Below are 18,859 nucleotides of genomic sequence, written 5' to 3'. Positions count from 1 at the left end.
TCCGAGAGAGCCGCGGAGCCGCCCCGATGACGGACCACCCCACGACCCCCGACGCAGGACTGCGCGAGGGGATCGACGACGCAGTGCGGGCCGAGCTGACCAGCCTGCGCGAGAGCATCGACAACATCGACGCCGCGGTGGTCCACATGCTGGCCGAGCGCTTCAAGGCGACCCAGCGGGTGGGCCGGCTCAAGGCCGAGCACAAGCTCCCGCCGGCCGACCCGGCGCGCGAGCGCACCCAGATCAAGCGCCTGCGCGAACTCGCCGCCGGTGCCCACCTGGACCCGGTGTTCGCGGAGAAGTTCCTCACCTTCATCATCGCCGAGGTCATCCGCCACCACGAGGCCATCGCCAGCGACGCCGTGACCGGCGGGAACGACTCCGACTGAGGTCCGGCCCGGCCCGGTACGGCGCGGTTGGGCCCGGTCCGACAGCGGACCGCACGGGGGCCTTCACACGGGACTCCACGCGGGACTCCGCGGGGTCCCGGCGGGCACCCCGCCGGGCGTGCGCGGGCCCCGGTCCGCCGCCGATCGTTGTCGGGCGGGGGTAAAAGCCCGATTTCGCCACGCTCCCCGGGTGGCGTAGCGTGCAGGTTCCCCCGCAGCCGGAGAGTGGAGCAGCGACGATGGCGGTGAACCTGCCCGGTACGCACGGCGACGCCGGGGCCGCTCCCTCCGGGGCCGTCGGGGCCGGCGACGGCACCCGCGGTGCCCGTGTCGCCCAGGGGGCCCACGACGCCCACGGCGCTCCCGAAGGTCCCGCCGCCCCGGTCGGCGGCCGGGCCGAGGCCCGCCGCGCGCGCCGGGCGGCCGAGGGGCGCAGGACCCGGAAGGCCCGGCGGCAGCGTCCGTGGTGGATCGAGATCCCGGCGATGGCGGCGGTGGGCCTGGTGGTCGCGCTGCTGATCAAGACCTGCCTGTTCCAGGTGTTCACCATCCCCTCCGGGTCGATGGAGAACACGCTGCGGATCGGCGACCGGGTCGGGGTGAACAAGCTGGCCCCGCTGACCGGCTGGGAGCCCGAGCCGGGCCAGCCGGTGGTGTTCAAGGACCCGGGCGACTGGCTGCCGCCGCAGCCGACCGGCGGGAACCCGATCGGAAACGCGCTGGGGTCCGCGCTCGGCTTCGTCGGGCTGGTCCCGCCCAAGGACGACAACTACCTGGTCAAGCGGGTCATCGCGACGGGCGGGCAGACCGTCCAGTGCTCGGGCACCACGCTCACGGTCGACGGCGCGAAGGTGGACGAGCCGTACCTCCACCCCGGGGACGACTCCTGCGCCGGACTGGACTTCGGGCCGGTGACGGTGCCCCGGGGCTACGTCTGGGTCGAGGGCGACCACCGCAGCGACTCGGCGGACTCGCGGTACCACCAGCGCGGCCCCGGCGGCGGGGCCGTGCCGGTGGAGAACGTGGTGGGTCCGGTGTCGGCGGTCGTGTGGCCGCTCAACCACCTCGACTGGTTCGGCTGGGTCGGTCGCTGACCCCGGTCCGGTCGGCGGCCGCCTCGGCCTCCGCCGCTCCGGCCAGCCGCTCGCCGAGCGCCGTCGCCCCCGCGGGCACCGCGTCCCGGCCCGTACCCCCGCCGGTCCCGGCCGGAGCCGTCTCCGGCGCGGCGGCGGGCTTGCTCGCCTGGGCGGCGAAGGCGCCGGCCAGGACCAGCAGACCGCCGGCCACCTGCGGCAGCCCCAGGTGCTCGCCGAGCAGGATCCAGGCCAGCACGGTGGCGACGACGGCCTCCAGGTTGGCCACCACCCCGGCGATCGGGGGCGAGAGGTGCCGGACGGCGATCACGCCGGTCAGGTACGCGAGCACGGTCGCGACCAGGACCATCCAGGCGGCCGGGACCAGTGCGGGAAGGGTGTGCCCGTTCATGGTCACGTCCCCGCCGAGCAGGCCCCAGTCGGCCTCCCAGGGGCGGGTGAAGGCGGTGAGCACGACCGCGCCGACGAGCAGCCCGTACGCGCTGACCGCGATCGGGTCGACGGGGCGGTCGCCGCGGCTGCCGGCGTCGGCCAGCACGAAGTAGCCCACCTGGCAGCAGGCCGCGCCGAGGGCGAACAGGACGCCGAGCGCGTCGAAGCCGAGGCCGTTCCAGGCCTCGACCACGCAGGCCAGCCCGGCGACGGCCACCCCGGCGCCGATCGCCGCGCCCCGGCTGATCGGCCGGCGCTGGACGAACCGCACGTAGCCGATGAGCAGCGGCGGGCCGAGGTACTCGATCAGCAGCGCCACGCCGACCGGGATCCGGGAGATCGCCGCGAAGTAGCAGGCCTGGACCCCGGCCACGGCGAGCAGGCCGAAGCCGATGAGCAGGCCGGGCCGCCGGAGGACGGCGTCACGGTGGCGGTAGGCGAGCGGCAGCAGGACGACGGCGGCGCCGGTGACCCGGAGCCAGACCACGTGCAGCGGTGAGAGCCCGGCTTCGATCAGCGGCTTGGCGGCGGTGCCGGAGCCGCCGAAGGCGATCGCGGAGACGAGCGCGAGGGTGAGACCCAGGGTCCTGGCGGACGAACCGCCGAGCAGTGGTTTTGAGCTGTGCACCGACGAATTGTGACAGTTGTACCGGCAGTTTGGTAAGGGGTCATTCCATCATTTGGTCCTGCCGGAAACCCCTGTGCGGTGGCGGGCCCACCGCGGGCCCGCCACCGCAACCGTCAAGGCCACCCCCGCCACGACCGGGGCGACCGCCACCGATCGCCGCCGATCGCCGCCGATCGCTACTGCGCCGCGCCCGAGCCCGCCAGAGCGTTCGCGCCGGTGTCCGCACCGGACCCGCCGCTGCCGCCGCCGGCGCCGCCCGAGGGCTGCGGGGCGGGCGTCGGCGCGGTGGTCGGACCCGTCGTCGGCGCGGTGGTCGGCGCCGGGGTCCTGGTCGGCCGGCTGGTCGGCTGGGGGGTCGCCGGCCGGCTGGGAGCCGTGGTCGCGCCGCCGGACCCGGACCCGCCCGTGCCGCTGCCGCCGCCGGTGCCTCCCGGGGGCGTCGGCACGGTGGTCGGCCCGCCGGTGGGCTCGGTGCTCGGCGTCGAGCCGGAGCCGCCGGTGGTCCCCGACCCGCCGCCCGGGGTCGCCGCCGGGGACGGCGGACCGGACGGAACGGCCGGCGCCTCCGGGCCGCCCGACGGCGGGGCGGAGGGCGTGGGGGTACCCGTGGAGCCGCTGCGCGGGGAGGAGTCGTCGGCGTTCGCCGGAGCCGTGAAGTCGGTGACCGGCTGACCCTTCAGCGCGGCCTTCATGTAGCCGGTCCAGATCTGCGCGGGGTACTGGCCGCCCGCCGCGCCGTCGAGCCCGCCGGTGCCGTTGAGGCTGACCTGGGCGCCGGTGGCCGGGTCCTGGCCGAACAGCGCCACCGAGGTCACCAGCTCCGGGGTGTAGCCGACGAACCAGACCGACCTGTGCTCGTCGGTGGTGCCGGTCTTGCCCGCGGCGGGCCGGCCGAGCGCCTTCGCCCGCCAGCCGGTGCCGCCCGGGTCGCTGACGACGCCCTCCAGCATCGAGGTGACCTCGCGCGCGGTCTGCTCGCTGACCGCCTGGGTGACCTTGTGGGCCGGCAGCGGGAGCGCCTCGCCCTCGTGGTCGACCGACTGCACCAGCCAGGGGGTGATCTGCCTGCCGTCGTTGGCCAGGGTGGCGTACACGCCGGCCAGGTCGAGCACGCTCGGGGTGGAGGTGCCGAGCGGGATGGACGACACCGGGTCGAGCCCCGGGGTGTCGGCGGGCAGGCCGAGAGCGATCGCGGTGTCCCGGACCTTCGACAGCCCGGTGTCCTGGGCGAGCTGGGCGAACGCCGAGTTCACCGACCAGTCGGTGGCCTGCTGGAGGGTGATCTGGCCGTAGCTCTTGTCGCCCTCGTTCGGCGGCGCGTACGCGGTGCCCTTCCCGCCGCGGACCTTGCGGCCGCTGGTGCCGTCGTAGACGGTGCGGGGGGTGACGGTCTGGCCGGACTGGGTCTTGGCGTCGTTCTCCAGCGCCGCGGCCAGCCCGATGGCCTTGAAGGTGGAGCCCGCCTGGTAGTCCCGCCGGGTCGCGTTGTCGATGTAGTGCTTGGTGTAGTCGACACCGCCGTACAGGGCGACCACGGCGCCGGACTTCGGGTCGACGGAGACGGCGCCGGGCTGGACGGCGGCGTCCTTCTTCCGCTTCTCCGGGTCGAGGGTGTCGTGCAGCTGGGCCTGGACCGCGTCCTGGAGGGCCTGCTGGCGCGTCGGGTCGACGGTCAGCCTGATCGTGTAGCCGCCCCTGGCGAGTTCGGACTCGGTGATGATCTGGTTGGCGGTGAGGTACTCGGTCGCGGCGTTGACCAGGTAGCCGGCCTGGCCGGAGAGGCCGAGCTGCGCCTGCGGGTCCCTGACCTCGGGGAAGGTCGTGGCGGCCCGCTCCTCGGGGGAGAGCCAGCCCTCCTTCACCATGCCGTCCAGCACGTAGTTCCAGCGGTTCACGGCGTTCTGCCTGCCCGCGGGGGTGGCGGTGGCGACGTCGTAGGCGCTCGGGGCGTTCAGCAGGGCGGCCAGGTAGGCGCCCTGGGCCGCGTCGAGAGCGGAGGCGTCGACGCCGAAGTACTGCTGGGCGGCCGCCTGGACGCCGTACGCGCCGCGCCCGTAGTACGAGGTGTTGAGGTAGCTGGAGAGGATCTCGTCCTTGCTCTCCGTGGCGTCCACCTTGATCGCGATGAAGAGTTCCTTCACCTTGCGGGTGACCGACTGCTTCTGGCTCAGGTAGGTGTTCTTCACGTACTGCTGGGTGATGGTGGAGCCGCCCTGGGTGCCCTCGCCCTTGGCGGTGTTGACGGCGGCGCGGACCAGGCCGGGTATGTTGACGGCGCCCTCGTGGTAGAAGCTCCGGTCCTCGGCGGCCAGCGTGGCGTGCTGCGCGGCGGGGGAGACCTTGTCGAGGCCGACGTTCTGCCGGTTGGTCTGGCCGGTCCGGGCGATCACCGAGCCGTCCTGGTAGAGCCAGGTGTTGCTCTGGGCGGTCGCGGCGGCGTGCGCGTCCGGCACCTTCACCAGGGCGAATCCGAGGGCGAACAGGCCGACGCCGAGCAGCAGGGCGGTGGTGAGGCCGGCCAGCGTCATCCGCCAGGTGGGGAGCAGCCGGCGCCAGCCGGTGCGCTTGGGGCGGCGGGCCTTCCGGCCGGCCCTCCCGGTACCCGGCCCGGTGTTCCGTCCGGTGGTGCTCTGCGTGCCGCTCCGGGCGTTTCGGGACAAAGCGGCGGCCTTTCCTGCGGGCGTGCGCCTGGGCGGAGGGACCGTGTCGGCCTGCTCAGACGGGATCGTCGGCGATTGGGGGACCTTTGTCCCTTTTCCGGTTGTACAGCCCAAAACGCGTCCGACGTGCCGGTTGGATCCACCGCGGCGGGAAGCGAGACCGACATCACACACAAATCGGACGTCGATGGGCAGCGAAAAGCCGGAGAGCCCCTCGCGATGGCGAGAGGCTCCCCGGTGTCTGTGCGCCGCCAGGGACTCGAACCCCGGACCCGCTGATTAAGAGTCAGCTGCTCTAACCAACTGAGCTAGCGGCGCCTGCTGACGGGGAAAACAATACACGGTCCCGGGGGGTGCCTCGAACCGCTTGCGGCGCCACCGGCCCGGGGCTGTCCGTTTCCGCCCGGTTGGGGAGGAGTTTGCCGCCGGTTAGGGTGGAATCGTGCCCAGCCCCCACCCCGGCCGCCGGCGGTCCCGGCTCGCCGTCGCGGCCCTGCTGCTGCTCAGCGCGGTGGCCTACACCGCATGGGTCCTGGAGGTGGTCGTCAGCACCGGCCTCGATCCGGTCCAGGCGTACATCAGCGAGCTGGCCGCCGAGGACCAGCCGCTGGGCGGCCTCTTCCGGGCCACCGACCTGGTCGCCGGCCTCGCCGTACTGGCGGCCGCCGTCCTCGCACTGTTCACCTTCCACGGGTTGCCCCGCCGCACCGGCTCCCGCCGCACCGGCTCCCGCCGCACCGGCTCCCGCCGCACCGGCCCCGGGCGGACGGCCTCCGCCGGTGCGGGCGCCACGGGCACGGGTGTCACGGCCACGACCACGGCCGCGGCAGCCGCCCCGGGGCCGGGCCGCCCGGGCGGGGGTCCCCGCCGGTCCTGGGCGGCCGCCGGCTGGGCGGCGCTCGCCCTCTTCGGGGCGGCCACCGCCGCGGACTCCCGGCTGCCGCTGAGCTGCGCGCCGACCAGCGACCAGATGTGCGCGGCCCGCGAGACGGCCGGACTCGTCCCGGCCACCCACACCGCGCACGCCGTGACCAGCAGCCTGGCCATGGTCGGCGCCCTCGCCGGACTGACCGCCCTCACCGTCGCGGCCCGGCGCTACCGCTGGTGGCCGCCCGTCCGCCGGTTCGGGCCGTGGCTGCTCGGCGCCGAGCTGCTCGCCACCGCCTGGAGCCTGACCGCGATCGCCGCCTTCGAGGCGGGCCGCGGCACCTGGGCGCTCGGCGCCGGTCAGCGGCTCCAGGTGCTGCTGGTCGCGCTCTGGCTCGGGCTGCTCGCGGTCTCGCTGGCGGACGCCGAGCTCCGCGCGGCCCGGTCTGCCGCCCGTGAGCCAGCCGCCCGTGAGCCAGCCGCCCGCTCCGTCTCCTCGGGCCGGGCCGCGCCCCCTCCCGCCAAGCCACCCGGCCCGGCGCCCGGCACCGCGCCCGGACGTCCGATCGGCCACCCCGCCGCCACCCCGTCCGGGCGGGACGCCGGGACGGGGCCCGCGGCCCCGCCCGAGGGGAGGGGGCCGGTATGACCGAACCCGAGGGGCGGGGTCCCCGGCGACCCCGTTCCGGCAGGCCCGGGGCGGCCAGGAAGCGCCGGGGGGTCGGCGACACCCCGGCGTTCCTGCGCGTCGACGGCGTCCCCCTGCACGTCCGCGTCGAGGGCCGGGGCCCGGCCTGCCTGCTCACCGGCGGTCTCGGCAGCAGCTGGTTCGACTGGGACCTCGTCGTCCCGTTCCTCACCCCGTACCGCACCGTGATCCGCTTCGACCGCCCCGGCTACGGCCTGAGCGCCCCCGAGCCCGCGACCCGGCCGCTGCCCACGGCCGTGCGGGAGGCACGCCGGATCCGTGCGGTGCTGGACGCGCTGGGGCCGGGCGGGCCCTGCACGGTGGCCGGCCACTCGCTGGCCGGGTTCCACGTCGAGGCCTTCGCCCGGCTGTACCCGGAACGGACCGCCGGGCTGGTACTGCTGGACGCGAGCGTGGAACCGGATCCGCGTCCGCGCCCGGCCCCGGCGTTGCGGGACCTCGCGTCGAGGGCGGCCGCCGGCGCCGCGACCGCGGTCGCGGTGCCGTACCTGCTCGGGCCCACCGCGCGCCGGGTGGTGGCCAGGGCCTCGACGGTCCGCCGCGAGGACCTCGCCCCGGTGTCCCTGGTCCGGCACTGCTACCGGACCGGCCGCTCGCTGCGCGCGCTGCTCCGGGAGAACGGCCGCTACCTGGACACGGCCGCCGAGCTGGCCGGACTGCGGCGCACCGCTCCGCTGCCGGACGGCCTGCCGGTCACCGTGCTCGCCGCCGACGACGGCCTCCGCAGCCGCCGGACCGAGGAGTGGCTGGCCGCCCAGCGCGAGCTGGCCGTACTGCTCGGCGCCGACTTCCGCACCACCGCCCCGGCCGGACACCTGCTGATGTTCGACCGCCCGGACGCCGTGGCCTCGGCGGTCCTGGAGACCCGCTGACCAGGCTGCCGACGGCAACATCCGGCCCGGACAGGGCACGGGGAGGCGGGCCGGCTCAGCCCCCGCTGGAGTTGTCCGCGTCGACGAGCCGCCGGACGGACCGGGCCACCGGCAGCTCCTTCACCACCTTTCGCAGGGTCTTGCGGAGCGCGGCGTTCTCCGGCCCGGGGAAGAGCCGCCGGTCGAAGCGGCCCGCGCCGACCAGCCCCGCCAGCTGCAGGTCCCGCCCGTCCGCCGCACGGGAGCCGGACCCGCCGGCCCCGGTCTCCAGGCGGGTCAGGAGGGCGGCGATCCGGTCGGCGATGTCCTGTCCGGCGGTGGGCGGCACCGGCAGGTGGGCGCGGTAGGGGATGAGGAGGAGCCTGCGGCGTTCGACGGTCATCGCGCCGTCGGCGACGAGCCGCGCGCGGAAGTGCTCGACGGACTCCTTGCGGGGCACCTGCCGCAGGACGTGGTCCAGCCCGAGCCGGTACCGCCGCTTGCCCGCCTCCGCCAGCCGGGCCAGCACTCCGGCGGTGATCTCGTCGGACGCCCCCAGCGGCTGGAACGCGGTGATCCGCCGGTCCTCGACGGTCACCCCGCCGGCCAGCAGCAGGTCGGCGAGCACACCGCCCGCGAGGACCCGGTAGAAGGCGGCGGTCGAGACCCGCAGGGTGCCCTGCGCCGGGTCGGTGCAGAGCAGGACCAGTTCCTCGGGTATCGAGCGTCGGCCGCGGGGGCCGGAGTCGAGCGGAGCCATGGCGACAGCACCTCCGATGGGCCCGTGCGAACGTGTGTCGCACGGCGGGGACAGCGGTCCCCAAGCTATCCGCTGCGGTGGTGCGGGTGTGCCGGAATCCGGACACCCGGATCCGGGCGCCGAGATCCCGGCGGGCGGGCGGATGGGCGGGCGGGCGCGACGGGGCGCGGTGCGGCGGAGCGGTGGGGCAACGGTGCCCGAGAACGCCGGAAGGCCCCCCGCTCTCGCGAAGGGCCTTCCGGCTGTCTGTGCGCCGCCAGGGACTCGAACCCCGGACCCGCTGATTAAGAGTCAGCTGCTCTAACCAACTGAGCTAGCGGCGCCTGCTGACCCGGAAGACATTACACGCAGTCGGCCCGATCCGCCGAATCGCCACCGCACGGTCACCCATCGTGACCGCTCGCGGGTCGTCCGCGCCTGCCGGTGCGCCCCGCGGGCGCTCGGCCCACCTCCCGGGCCGCCCTACCGCCCCGGGCCGCCCTACCGCTCCGGGAAGTGGCAGGCCGCCCGGTGGTCGGTGTCCGGCGCGGGCCCGGCCAGTGCTGGGGCCTCGGTCTCGCAGCGGGCGCGTTCGGCCGCGTCGGTGAGCCCGGCGTGGACGGGGCAGCGGGTGCGGAACGGGCAGCCGGTGCGCCGGGCGGTGGGGGACGGCGGGTCGCCGGCGAGCAGGATGCGGGACCGGGAGCGTTCGGCGGCCGGGTCAGGCAGCGGGACGGCGGAGAGCAGGGCGTGGGTGTAGGGGTGGCGCGGGCGGTCGAAGACGGCGGACACCTCGCCCTCCTCGACCGTCCGGCCCAGGTACATGACGCTGACCCGGTCGGCGAGGTGCCGGATCACCGAGAGGTCGTGCGAGACGAAGAGGTAGGAGAGGCCCAGTTCCGCCTTGAGCGACTGGAGCAGGTTGAGCACACCGGCCTGGATGGAGACGTCCAGGGCGGAGACCGGCTCGTCGAGCACCAGCAGCTTCGGCCGGACGGCCAGCGCGCGGGCGATCGAGATCCGCTGGCGCTGCCCGCCGGAGAACTGGTGCGGGTAGCGGACGGTGTGGGCGGGGTCGAGGCCGACCTGGCGGAGCAGTTCGGGGACCCGGCGGGCGATCTCGTCCTTGGCGGCCCGCTGGGCGCGCAGCGGTTCGGCCACGATGTCGCCGACCGGCATCCGGGGGTCGAGGCTGGCCATCGGGTCCTGGAAGACGATCTGCAGCCGGGAGCGCATCCGGTGGGCCTCGGCGCGGGAGAGCGCGGCGGTGTCGCGGCCGAGCAGCTCGATCCGGCCGGACTCGGGGGCGGCGAGGCGCAGCAGTTCGAACAGGGTGGTGGACTTGCCGGAGCCGGACTCGCCGACCAGCCCGAGCGTCTCGCCCTCCCGGATCGACAGGTCGACGCCGTCCACCGCGTGCACCGAGCCGATCCGGCGCTTGAACACGGAGCCCTTGAGCAGCGGGAAGGTCTTGGTGAGCCCGGCGACGTCGAGGACCGGGGCGCGCTCCTCGCGCGGGGGCCGGTCGACGGCCGGCGGCGGGAGGGCGGGCACCGGGTAGACCTCGGCCGGGGCGGGGCGCCGTGCGGCCAGTTCGCCGGCGCGGACGCAGGCGGCGAGGTGCCCGGCGGTCGCAGCGGTCGCGACGGCTGCAGCGGTCTCCGCGGCCCCCTCGGCCGCGGTGGCCCGAGCCGCCGCCGAGTCCTGCTCCGGCTCCGTGCCCGCCTCCGCCAGCGGCGGCTCCGCCGTCCGGCAGCGGTCCTCGACCAGCGGGCAGCGCACCGCGAACGGGCAGCCGGCCGGCAGCTCGGCCATCGGCGCGGGGGTGCCGGGTATCGGCACCAGCGGCCCGCCGCGCCCGTCGAGCCGGGGCACCGCGCCGATCAGTCCGAGCGTGTACGGGTGGCGGGGCGCGGCGAACAGTTCGTCGACCCCCGTCGTCTCGACCACCCGGCCCGCGTACATGACCGCGACCCGGTCGGCCATCCCGGCGATCACGCCGAGGTCGTGGCTGACCAGGACCAGGGCGGCGCCGGTCTCGCGCTGGGCGGTGCGCAGCACGTCGAGGACCTGCGCCTGGATGGTGACGTCGAGGGCGGTGGTGGGTTCGTCGGCGAGCAGTACGTCGGGGTCGTTGGCGATGGCCATGGCGATCATCGCGCGCTGCCGCATGCCGCCGGAGAACTCGTGCGGGAAGCTGTCGAGGGCGCGGTCGGGCGCCGGGATGCCGACCAGGTCGAGCAGTTCGGCGGCCCGTGCGCGGGCGGCGGTCCGGTCGAGGGACTGGTGGATGCGGAGCGCCTCGACGATCTGGTCGCCGATCCGGTACACGGGGGTGAAGGCGGAGAGCGGGTCCTGGAAGACCATGGCGATCCGTCGGCCGCGGACGGCGGCCAGCTCCCGCCCGGGCAGGCCGACCAGTTCGCGTCCGTCCAGCCGGACCGAGCCCCGGACGCGGGCGGTGCCGGGCAGCAGACCGAGCACGGCGAGCGCGGTGACCGACTTGCCGGAGCCGGACTCGCCGACGATGCCGAGGGTCTCGCCACGCCGCAGGGTGAGGTCGACGCCGCGGACGGCGGGGACGGGGGCGCTGCCGCGCGGACCGGTGAAGTCGACGCGCAGGTCCCGGACGGCCAGCAGCGGCTCGGCGGGTGCGGGCGCGGCCGCGCCGGGGGGGCGGGGTCTCGACGGTGGTGGTCACGTGCGGGCCTGCTTCCTGCGGTCGGAGCGCCGGGGGCGGTCGGAGCGCCGGGATCGGTCGGTGCGCCGGGGTCGCCGGGCGGCCTCGGAGGTCGGGTCGAGGGCGTCGCGCAGTCCGTCCCCGATCAGGTTGACGGCCAGGACGAAGAGCACCAGCAGCCCGGCCGCGAAGTAGAAGAGCCAGGGGAAGACGGGTGCCTCGCTGGTGCCGGCGGCGAGCAGGGTGCCGAGCGAGACGTCGGGCGCCTTCACGCCGAAGCCGAAGTAGGAGAGCGCCGTCTCGCTCATCACGGCGCCGCCGACCGTGATGGTGGCGTCGATGATGAGGAAGGAGGCGACGTTCGGGAGGACGTGCCGGGTGATGATCCGCAGCGGGTGGACGCCCATGAACTGCGCGGCGCGGACGAACTCCCGCTCGCGCAGGGAGACGGTCATCGAGCGGACCACCCGGGCGGTGATCATCCAGTTGAACAGGGCGAGCAGCAGGACGAAGGCGAGCCAGCCCGCGCCCTTGAGCCGGGGCGAGATGATCGTGATGACGAGGAAGGCCGGGAAGACCAGCATCAGGTCGACCAGGAACATCAGGACCCGGTCGGCCCAGCCCCCGAAGTATCCGGCGCAGGCGCCGACCAGGGAGGCCAGCACGGTCGAGAAGAGGGCGACCAGCAGGCCGATGACCAGCGACTTCTGCAGGCCGCGGACGGTCTGCGCGAAGACGTCCTGGCCCACCCCGTTGGTGCCGAACCAGTGCGTGCCGGAGGGTGGTTGGCGCAGTGCCGTGTAGTCGGGGGCGGCGTAGTCCCAGGGGGTGAGGTACTGGCCGCCGAAGGCGAGGGCGAACAGCAGCAGGACGACGACGGCGCCGGCCACCGCCCAGCGGGCGGCCAGCAGGCGGGTGAGGACGAGCCGGCCCCGGCCGGTCACCTCGGGGAGCGCCGCGGACGCGGTGGCGGGCGGGGCGGGTTCTGCGGGCGGGACGGGGCCGGTGGGCTCGACGGGCTCCGCGGTCGCGGCGGTCACAGGGGCTCTCCTCCGGTCAGGACCGCACGCGCGGGTCGAGGGCGGCGTGCAGGGTGTCGGCGAGGAAGCCGGAGGCGAGCACCACGACGGCGGCGAAGAGGTTGACCGCGACGACCGCGTTGACGTCCTGCTCGTTGATGGACTGGATGAACCATTCGCCCATGCCGTGCCAGCCGAAGATGGTCTCGGTGAAGGCGGCGCCGGTGAAGATGCCGAGGAAGCTGTAGGCGAACATCGTCGACATCGGGATGACGGCGGTCCGCAGCCCGTGCTTGAGCAGTGCGCGGTTGCGGGTGAGGCCCTTGGCCTCGGCGGTGCGCAGGTAGTCGGAGCCGAGCACGTCGAGCATGGTGCCGCGCTGGTAGCGGCTGTAGGTGGCGAGGCCGCCGAGTGCCAGCGAGAGCGTGGGCAGCAGCAGGTGCAGCGCCCAGTCGGCGAGGTGGGTGCCGAGTCCGCCGGTGAGGCCGGGGGTCTCGTAGCCGGTGAAGGGGACGACCTCGTGGCCGACGGCGTCCTTGGCGGCGATGGCGCCGTTCTTGAGGAAGAGGGCGACCAGGAAGACCGGGGTGGAGAGCAGGACGAAGGAGGCGAGGGTGAGCAGCCGGTCGGAGATCCGGTACTGGCGGACCGCGCTCCAGGCGCCCGCGGCGACGCCGAGCACCATGCCGAGCAGGCTGCCGATCAGCAGCAGCCGCAGCGAGACCCAGATCCGGCGGCGGAAGTCGTCGATCACCGGGGTGTCGTGGATGGTGCGGCCGAGGTCGCCGTGGAGCAGGTCGCCGGCCCAGCGGCCGAACCGTTCGACGACCGGGGTGCGGTCGTTCAGGTTGAGGGCGGTGAGCTGGCGTTCGACCGAGGCGGCGCTGGGGCGCGGGACCTTCGCCTCGAAGTAGGTGCGCGGCTGGAGGGCGGTCGCGGAGAGCGCGTACGCCAGGAAGACGGCGGCCACCAGTAGGAGCGCGTAGTAGGCGAGCCGCTTCGTCAGGTAGCGGAGCATCAACGGCCGCCCGGGGTCGGGGCGGGGCCGACGCGTCTGGTGGGCATCGGTGGGTGGCCTTCGGTCGGTGGGCCCGGGTACGGACCGCTGGGAGGGGCGATGAGCGGGGTCGACGGGGCGGGACCTGGCGGTGGTCAGGAAACCGCAGGTCAGAGTGTTGCACCGGCGCGCGGCCGGGGTGTTGCGGCGGTGTTGCGCCGCGTTTCGGTTGGGTCAGGTGTGAACGGTGCCCCCTGGTACTGGTTCTGATCGGCTGTTACCTTCGCTCCGCCGGCACCGACTTGGCTGCCCACGCTCAAGCCTCGCCACACCTCGCGACGCACAACTCTCACCACTAGCCGGACATCACGGGGGGAACCCTCATGGACGCTCTCGCCACGCCAGCACGCCGGATCGGCCGCGCTGCCGCACTCGCCCTCGCCGTCGCCCTCGCCGCCACCGCGTGCAGCTCGGGCGGCGGAGGCTCCGCCGACACCGCGGTCAAGAGCGAGGCGCCGGGGCAGGGCTCCATCGACATCAACGCCAAGCCGGCGGACCAGGTCCGCGACGGCGGCGAGGTCAGGCTCCCGCTGTACCAGTGGATCACCCAGTGGAACCCGTTCCAGGTGGACGGCCGGTACGGCGACGCGGTCGAGATCATGCGGGCCCTGGAGCCGAACCTCTTCACCACGGACGAGGCCGGCACCTTCAAGCCGTCGCCGGACTACCTGGTGGACGCCAAGGTCACCTCGGCCTCCCCGCAGGTGGTGACCTACAAGCTCAACCCGAAGGCGAAGTGGTCCGACGGGAAGCCGCTGAGCTACCTGGACTTCAAGGCCGACTGGGAGGCCAGCAACGGCAAGAAGGACGGCTACAACATCGCCGACTCCTCCGGCTACGAGCAGATCTCCGCCGTCGAGCAGGGGGCGGACCCGGCCGAGGTCAAGGTGACCTTCTCGGAGCCCTACGCGGACTGGCAGAACCTCTTCCGCCCGCTGATCCCGGCCGCCGGGATCGCCTCCGCGGACGACTTCAACAAGGGCTGGGTGGACAAGATCCCGATCACCGCCGGCGCGCTGAAGATCGGCACGGCGGACAAGACCGCGCAGACCATCACGCTGGTCCCGGACCCGGCCTGGTGGGGCACCAGGCCGAAGGCGGAGAAGATCACCTTCCGGGTGATGTCGCAGTCGGCCACCACCCAGTCCTTCCTCAACAACGAGATCGACTCCGCCACGGCCGGCACCGCCACCGCGTACGGGCAGCTCAAGGACGCCAAGGACACCGTGATCCGGGCGGCCAGCCCGTGGGACGAGGTGCACATCTCGTTCGGCGGCGGCGGCGCGCTGGCCGACCGGAAGGTCCGTCAGGCGCTCGGCAAGGCGCTGGACCGCAGCTCGCTCATCAAGATCGCCAACAACGGCGTCCCGGTGGAGTTCAAGCCGCTCGGCAACCACATCTTCATGCCCAACCAGACCGGGTACCAGGACAACTCGGGAGAGTGGGCCAAGTTCGACGTGCCGGCGGCTAAGAAGCTGCTCGACGAGGCGGGGTGGAAGGAGGCCGGCAGCGGCCAGCCGCGCACCAAGGACGGCCAGTCGCTGACCCTCCACTGGGTGGTCAACGAGGCCACCACGCAGGCCCAGCTCGACCTCGCGACCGCCGCCCAGGCGATGTGGCTGGCGGCCGGCGTCAAGGTGGAGCTGGACAAGGTCGCGTCGAACGACTTCTTCACCAAGTACGTCAACCCGGGCAAGTTCGACATCGCCAGCTGGCGCAACACCGACTCGTTCCCGCTCTCCAGCAGCCTGCTGAACTTCCGTCTGCCGCAGGGGGACAACGTCTTCGGGAACTACTCCAAGCTCGGCAGCGAGGAGATCGACGGGCTGCTGAAGAAGGCGGCCGGCACGATCGACCCGGTGGAGGCCGCGAAGCTCTACAACCAGGCGGACGCCAAGATCTGGGAACTCGGCCACACCGTCGAGCTGTACCAGCGGCCGACCGTGCTGGCGACCCGCAAGGGCCTGGCCAACTACGGCGCCTTCGGCCTGGCGAGCCTGGACTACGCCAAGATCGGCTGGGAGAAGTAGCCCCGGGCGCAGGGGGCGCCGCAGGAGCCGCGGGAGCCGCCGCGGGAGCCGCCGCGGGAACCGCCGCAGGGCGGCCGCGGACCGGACGGGAGGCGCGGGCGGTGCGGGAGGCGCGGCCGGCGTGGTGGACGCCGGCGGCGCGGAAGGCCCGGCACGCGCGCACCGCACGGGAGGCGCGTACCGCACGGCAGGCGCTGGCGAGCAGCGCGGTGATCACGAGGCCGGTGGTGCGGACACGGGGGGACCGGCTCTGCCGCCCCCGCTGTCCTGCCACCGGCCTTGACCTTCCGCGATGCCCGCAGGCCGCCCGTGTCGTGGGTCCGCCAGGACCCGCCCGCTTCCAACCGGGGAAGAATCTAGCGGGGCGATCCGGGCCGCCGTGCCGTACGGGGCTGGCGCGCCCGGAAACCCGCCGCGCTGTCACCCGGTTCGCGCACCGGAGCGTCAACTCTGGCTGACGACACGGCAAATCGGACCTATCCGGCGCAATCGCGGGGCCCGGCGCGGGGGTTCCGGGACGGGTCCCGGGGCGGGTCGCGCGGCGGAGGCGGGGCGGAGACGCGGCGGTCGGGGATGCCGCCGACCGCCGTACGGCGACCGCGCCGGCGGGTGCGTGCCGGCGGGTGCGCGCCGGTGCGTGCGTGCCGCCCGGGCCGCTGCCAGGATGCGGCGGGTACAGCCCCGCCCGCCCGTCCGGAGCCCGGAGACCGCCGATGACCAGCGATTCCGCCGCAGCACCCCGCCCGCACCACGTCGACCCGCGCCCGGTGCGCCGGATGGTCCCGCGCAGCCGGGACGAGCCACACCGGGTCGCCACCCCGCTGGAGCTCTTCTTCGACCTCTGCTTCGTGGTCGCGGTCGGCCAGGCCGGCCGGGAGCTCGCCCACGACCTCGCCGCGGGCCACTGGGGCGACGGCCTGACCGGCTACGCCTTCGCGTTCTTCGCGATCTGGTGGGCCTGGATGAACTTCACCTGGTTCGCCTCGGCCTACGACTGCGACGACGTCCCGTACCGGGTCACCACGCTGGTCCAGATCGCCGGCGTGCTGATCCTCGCGGCCGGCGTCCCCCGGATCTTCGCCGACCAGGACCTGGTGCTCTCGGTCGTCGGGTACGTGGTGATGCGGCTGGCCATGGTCACCCAGTGGCTGCGCGCGGCGGTCAGCGAGGAGGGCCAGGCACGCGGCGTGGCGCTGCGGTACGCGGTGGGGATCACGCTCTGCCAGGTCGCCTGGGTGGTGATGCTGGTGCTGCCGGACGGGGCCCGGGTGGTGCTGATCCCGCTCGGCATCGCGGCCGAGCTGTCGGTGCCGGTGATCGCCGAACTGCGGCTGCGGACGTCCTGGCACCCGCACCACATCGCCGAGCGGTACGGCCTGTTCACCCTGATCGTGCTCGGCGAGACGGTGGCCGCGGCGACCATCGCGGTGCAGTCCGCCGCGGACGAGCACGAGGGGCTGGACCGGCTGCTGCCGGTCGCCGGCGGCGGTCTGCTGATCTGCTTCTCGGCCTGGTGGATCTACTTCGCCCGGCCGGTCCACGAGATCCTGCGCAGCAACCGGCAGGCCTTCCTCTGGGGGTACGGCCACTACCTGGTGTTCGGCTCGGCGGCCGCGATCGGCGCCGGGCTGGAGGTGGCGGTGGAATCGGCCGTGCACAAGGCGCACGTCTCGGAGACGGCCGCCACCGCGACGGTGACCGTGCCGACCGCGCTCTACCTGTTCACCGTCTGGCTGCTGCACTCCCGGCACGTCAAGACCGGCGCGTCTCAGGCGCTGCTGCCGGTCGCCTCCGTCGCGGTGCTGGCCTGCACGGCGGCGGGCGGGGCCGGGGTCCTGACGGCCGGCCTGGTGTGCGCGGTGACCGTGGCGACCGGGGTGGTGCTGCACGCCCGGGAGGGCTGAGCGGCGGCCGGGCGGCGCGGGGGAGGGGGCGGGCCCGCCGCCGCCCCGGCCGCGGGGAGTCGTTCGGCGGGCGGCCGTTCGGCGGTCGGCGGTTCGGCGCGGGGTTGTCCGGCGCGGGGTTGTCCGGCGCGGGGTTGTCCGGCGCGGGGTTGTCCGGCGTCCGGCTGTTCTGCGTCCGGCTGTTCGGAGGACAGGCCCAGCAGGGCCCGGAGGATCCCGTCGTGCCCGGCGAGCCAGGTGCGGTACACCGGACTGGCCTGCGCCAGGTCGAGGTAGACCGCCCGCAGCTCCCCGAACAGTGCCTCGCGGGCGGGCAGGCCGAGCGCGCGCGGCCGCCAGACGAGCAGCAGCCGGACGGCCAGCGGGTCGCCCTGCAGCCGCCGCACGACGGTGCCGGGCCCGGGGACGGAGGTCGGCTGGCAGGGGCGGACGGCCTCGCCGGAGGCGACCAGCTCGGCGGCGGTGGTGTTGTCGCGCACCTGGACCACCCGCGGGTTGAGCCCGGCGCCGCGGAACACCCGGCGCATCGCCGCGTACTCGTGGTCCGCCGTCGGGTCCACCATCCAGGTGTCCTCGGCGAGGTCGGCCAGCCGGACCACCGGCCGGGCGGCCGCCGGGTGGCCGGCGGCGAGCGCGACGAACTGGGGCTCACGGGCCATCAGCACCCGGTGCTCGGCGTCCGGCGGCAGCCGCAGCGGGAAGCCCTCGCTCTCGTGCACGAAGGCGACGTCCAGCTGGTCGGCGGCGATCATCCGGAGCAGCGCGTTGGCGGAGATGTCGATCTGGATGGTGGTGTCGGTCTCCGGCAGCCGTTCGTGCACCCGGCGCAGCCAGGCGGCCACCGCCCGGCTGCCGACGCTGCCGATCCGCAGCCGCCGGGCGCGCTCGCTGCCGGCCGTCTCGCGGGCCTCCTGGCGGGCGGCGGCGACCAGCGCGGCCATCTCGGCGATCACCGGCCTGGCCCGGGACAGCACGGAGTGGCCGAGCGCGGTGGGCCGACTGCCGGTCTGTTCCCGGGTGAACAGCGTTCCGCCGACCGCCCGCTCGATGCGGTGCAGCTGGGTGGTGAGCGACGGCTGGGTCATGCCGAGCTGCAGCGCGGCCTTGCGGAGGCTGCCGGTGTCGGCGATGGCGCACAGCACCCGGAGGTGTCTCACGTCGAGCTCCACATCGGGAGCGTAACGGCCGAAACGGCGCAACGCCAGGGACATGACAGGTTGTCGGGTCGGCAGGGGCGCCCCGACCTGCACCCGGACCCGTCCGGCGGACCCGGTCCGGACCGGTGCCCGGACGGCGTCCCGACCGGTGCCCGGTCCGGTGCTCGGACCGGTGATTGGTTCGTGCTATCGCCGGTTGACATCATCCGCCGGGCCGCCGGCCTGGCCGAAGCTCTGGGGCAGCAAAGCATTCATCCGATGCCCGAGGACCGGCCCCCACCGGACCGCGGCGCTTCCGTGAATCGGAGCCCCCACATGAACCGCGTTCCGCGCACGCCCTCCGCCGTGTCCGACCCGGCGCCCGTCGCCCCGGTCGGCCCGGCCCCGGCCCGTCCGGCCACGGCGCCCCCGGCGCCGACCCGCGCCGGGACCGGCCCGGGCGCGGTCGCGCCGGCTCCCTCCCGCGGAACGGCCCGCCCGGCCGGCCCGGCCTCCTGACGACCCCCGACGCAGCCCACCGGACGGCCCCCTCCGGCCGGTCGGCGCGCCGGGCGGCGCGCACCACCGGTACCGCCCCGGCGGTACCGCCCGGAGCGCCGGTACCGCCTGCACCACCGGTACCGGCGGTACCACCCGTAACTCC

General features: G+C 74.8%; 11 protein-coding genes, 2 tRNA genes and 2 pseudogenes. 6 read left to right on the top strand and 9 right to left on the bottom strand.

Translation table 11 applies throughout. The annotated features are described in order from the left end of the window. The first annotated feature begins 26 nt into the window (after nucleotides 1-26). Both OG550_RS13255 and lepB read left to right on the top strand, forming a co-directional pair. Nucleotides 27-389, top strand: coding sequence for a chorismate mutase (locus OG550_RS13255; protein ID WP_327677188.1), 363 nt, complete (start codon nucleotides 27-29; stop codon nucleotides 387-389). Between the two features lie 239 nt (nucleotides 390-628). Continuing rightward, the gene (gene lepB, locus OG550_RS13250) at nucleotides 629-1,483 is read left to right on the top strand and encodes a signal peptidase I (protein ID WP_327677186.1); all 855 of its coding nucleotides are present in this window, start codon (nucleotides 629-631) and stop codon (nucleotides 1,481-1,483) included. Here lepB and OG550_RS13245 read toward each other — a convergent pair. From OG550_RS13245 to OG550_RS13235, 3 genes are all read right to left on the bottom strand, one after another. Beyond that, the gene (locus OG550_RS13245) at nucleotides 1,446-2,543 is read right to left on the bottom strand and encodes an EamA family transporter (RefSeq protein WP_327677183.1); all 1,098 of its coding nucleotides are present in this window, start codon (nucleotides 2,541-2,543) and stop codon (nucleotides 1,446-1,448) included. The two genes, lepB and OG550_RS13245, sit on opposite strands and share 38 nt — an antisense overlap. Before the next feature lie 176 nt (nucleotides 2,544-2,719). Continuing rightward, entirely contained in the window at nucleotides 2,720-5,203 is a 2,484-nt protein-coding gene (locus OG550_RS13240; RefSeq protein ID WP_327677182.1) for a transglycosylase domain-containing protein, read from the bottom strand. 244 nt (nucleotides 5,204-5,447) lie between these two features. Beyond that, nucleotides 5,448-5,521, bottom strand: a tRNA-Lys gene (locus OG550_RS13235). A gap of 124 nt (nucleotides 5,522-5,645) precedes the next feature. On the opposite strand from OG550_RS13235, the pseudogene OG550_RS13225 reads away from it, so the two are divergent. Together OG550_RS13225 and OG550_RS13220 are read left to right on the top strand one after the other, a co-directional pair. Then, nucleotides 5,646-6,491, top strand: a pseudogene (locus tag OG550_RS13225) (DUF998 domain-containing protein); the annotation flags it as partial. Between the two features lie 224 nt (nucleotides 6,492-6,715). Then, complete coding sequence (locus OG550_RS13220; protein ID WP_327677180.1) at nucleotides 6,716-7,651, top strand: alpha/beta fold hydrolase; 936 nt, start codon at nucleotides 6,716-6,718, stop codon at nucleotides 7,649-7,651. A 55-nt stretch (nucleotides 7,652-7,706) separates the two neighbouring features. Here OG550_RS13220 and OG550_RS13215 read toward each other — a convergent pair whose 3' ends face one another. From OG550_RS13215 to OG550_RS13195, 5 genes are all read right to left on the bottom strand, one after another. Beyond that, the gene (locus OG550_RS13215) at nucleotides 7,707-8,390 is read right to left on the bottom strand and encodes a GOLPH3/VPS74 family protein (protein ID WP_327677178.1); all 684 of its coding nucleotides are present in this window, start codon (nucleotides 8,388-8,390) and stop codon (nucleotides 7,707-7,709) included. A 249-nt stretch (nucleotides 8,391-8,639) separates the two neighbouring features. Next, a tRNA-Lys gene (locus tag OG550_RS13210) sits at nucleotides 8,640-8,713 on the bottom strand. Nucleotides 8,714-8,870: 157 nt separating this feature from the next. Then, nucleotides 8,871-11,009: an ABC transporter ATP-binding protein gene (locus OG550_RS13205; protein ID WP_327683851.1), complete on the bottom strand. Its 2,139-nt coding sequence runs from the start codon at nucleotides 11,007-11,009 to the stop codon at nucleotides 8,871-8,873. A gap of 57 nt (nucleotides 11,010-11,066) precedes the next feature. Then, nucleotides 11,067-11,993 (bottom strand): ABC transporter permease, encoded by a 927-nt coding sequence (locus OG550_RS13200; protein WP_327683850.1) that lies wholly within the window; start codon nucleotides 11,991-11,993, stop codon nucleotides 11,067-11,069. A gap of 112 nt (nucleotides 11,994-12,105) precedes the next feature. Beyond that, entirely contained in the window at nucleotides 12,106-13,086 is a 981-nt protein-coding gene (locus OG550_RS13195) for an ABC transporter permease (RefSeq protein WP_327677176.1), read from the bottom strand. A 362-nt stretch (nucleotides 13,087-13,448) separates the two neighbouring features. Here OG550_RS13195 and OG550_RS13190 point away from each other — a divergent pair, with 362 nt between their 5' ends. Together OG550_RS13190 and OG550_RS13185 are read left to right on the top strand one after the other, a co-directional pair. Next, complete coding sequence (locus OG550_RS13190; RefSeq protein WP_327677174.1) at nucleotides 13,449-15,155, top strand: ABC transporter family substrate-binding protein; 1,707 nt, start codon at nucleotides 13,449-13,451, stop codon at nucleotides 15,153-15,155. 713 nt (nucleotides 15,156-15,868) lie between these two features. After that, nucleotides 15,869-17,059: a low temperature requirement protein A gene (locus tag OG550_RS13185; protein ID WP_327677172.1), complete on the top strand. Its 1,191-nt coding sequence runs from the start codon at nucleotides 15,869-15,871 to the stop codon at nucleotides 17,057-17,059. A 338-nt stretch (nucleotides 17,060-17,397) separates the two neighbouring features. Here OG550_RS13185 and OG550_RS13180 read toward each other — a convergent pair. Further along, nucleotides 17,398-18,270 (bottom strand): annotated as a pseudogene (locus OG550_RS13180) (LysR family transcriptional regulator); the annotation flags it as partial. Nucleotides 18,271-18,859 lie beyond the last annotated feature (589 nt).

This window comes from Kitasatospora sp. NBC_00458 (genome assembly GCF_036013975.1).
Classification (GTDB): Bacteria; Actinomycetota; Actinomycetes; order Streptomycetales; family Streptomycetaceae; genus Kitasatospora.
Note: the sequence above shows the minus strand (reverse complement) of the source record. Positions and strands in the feature narration are given on the sequence as shown.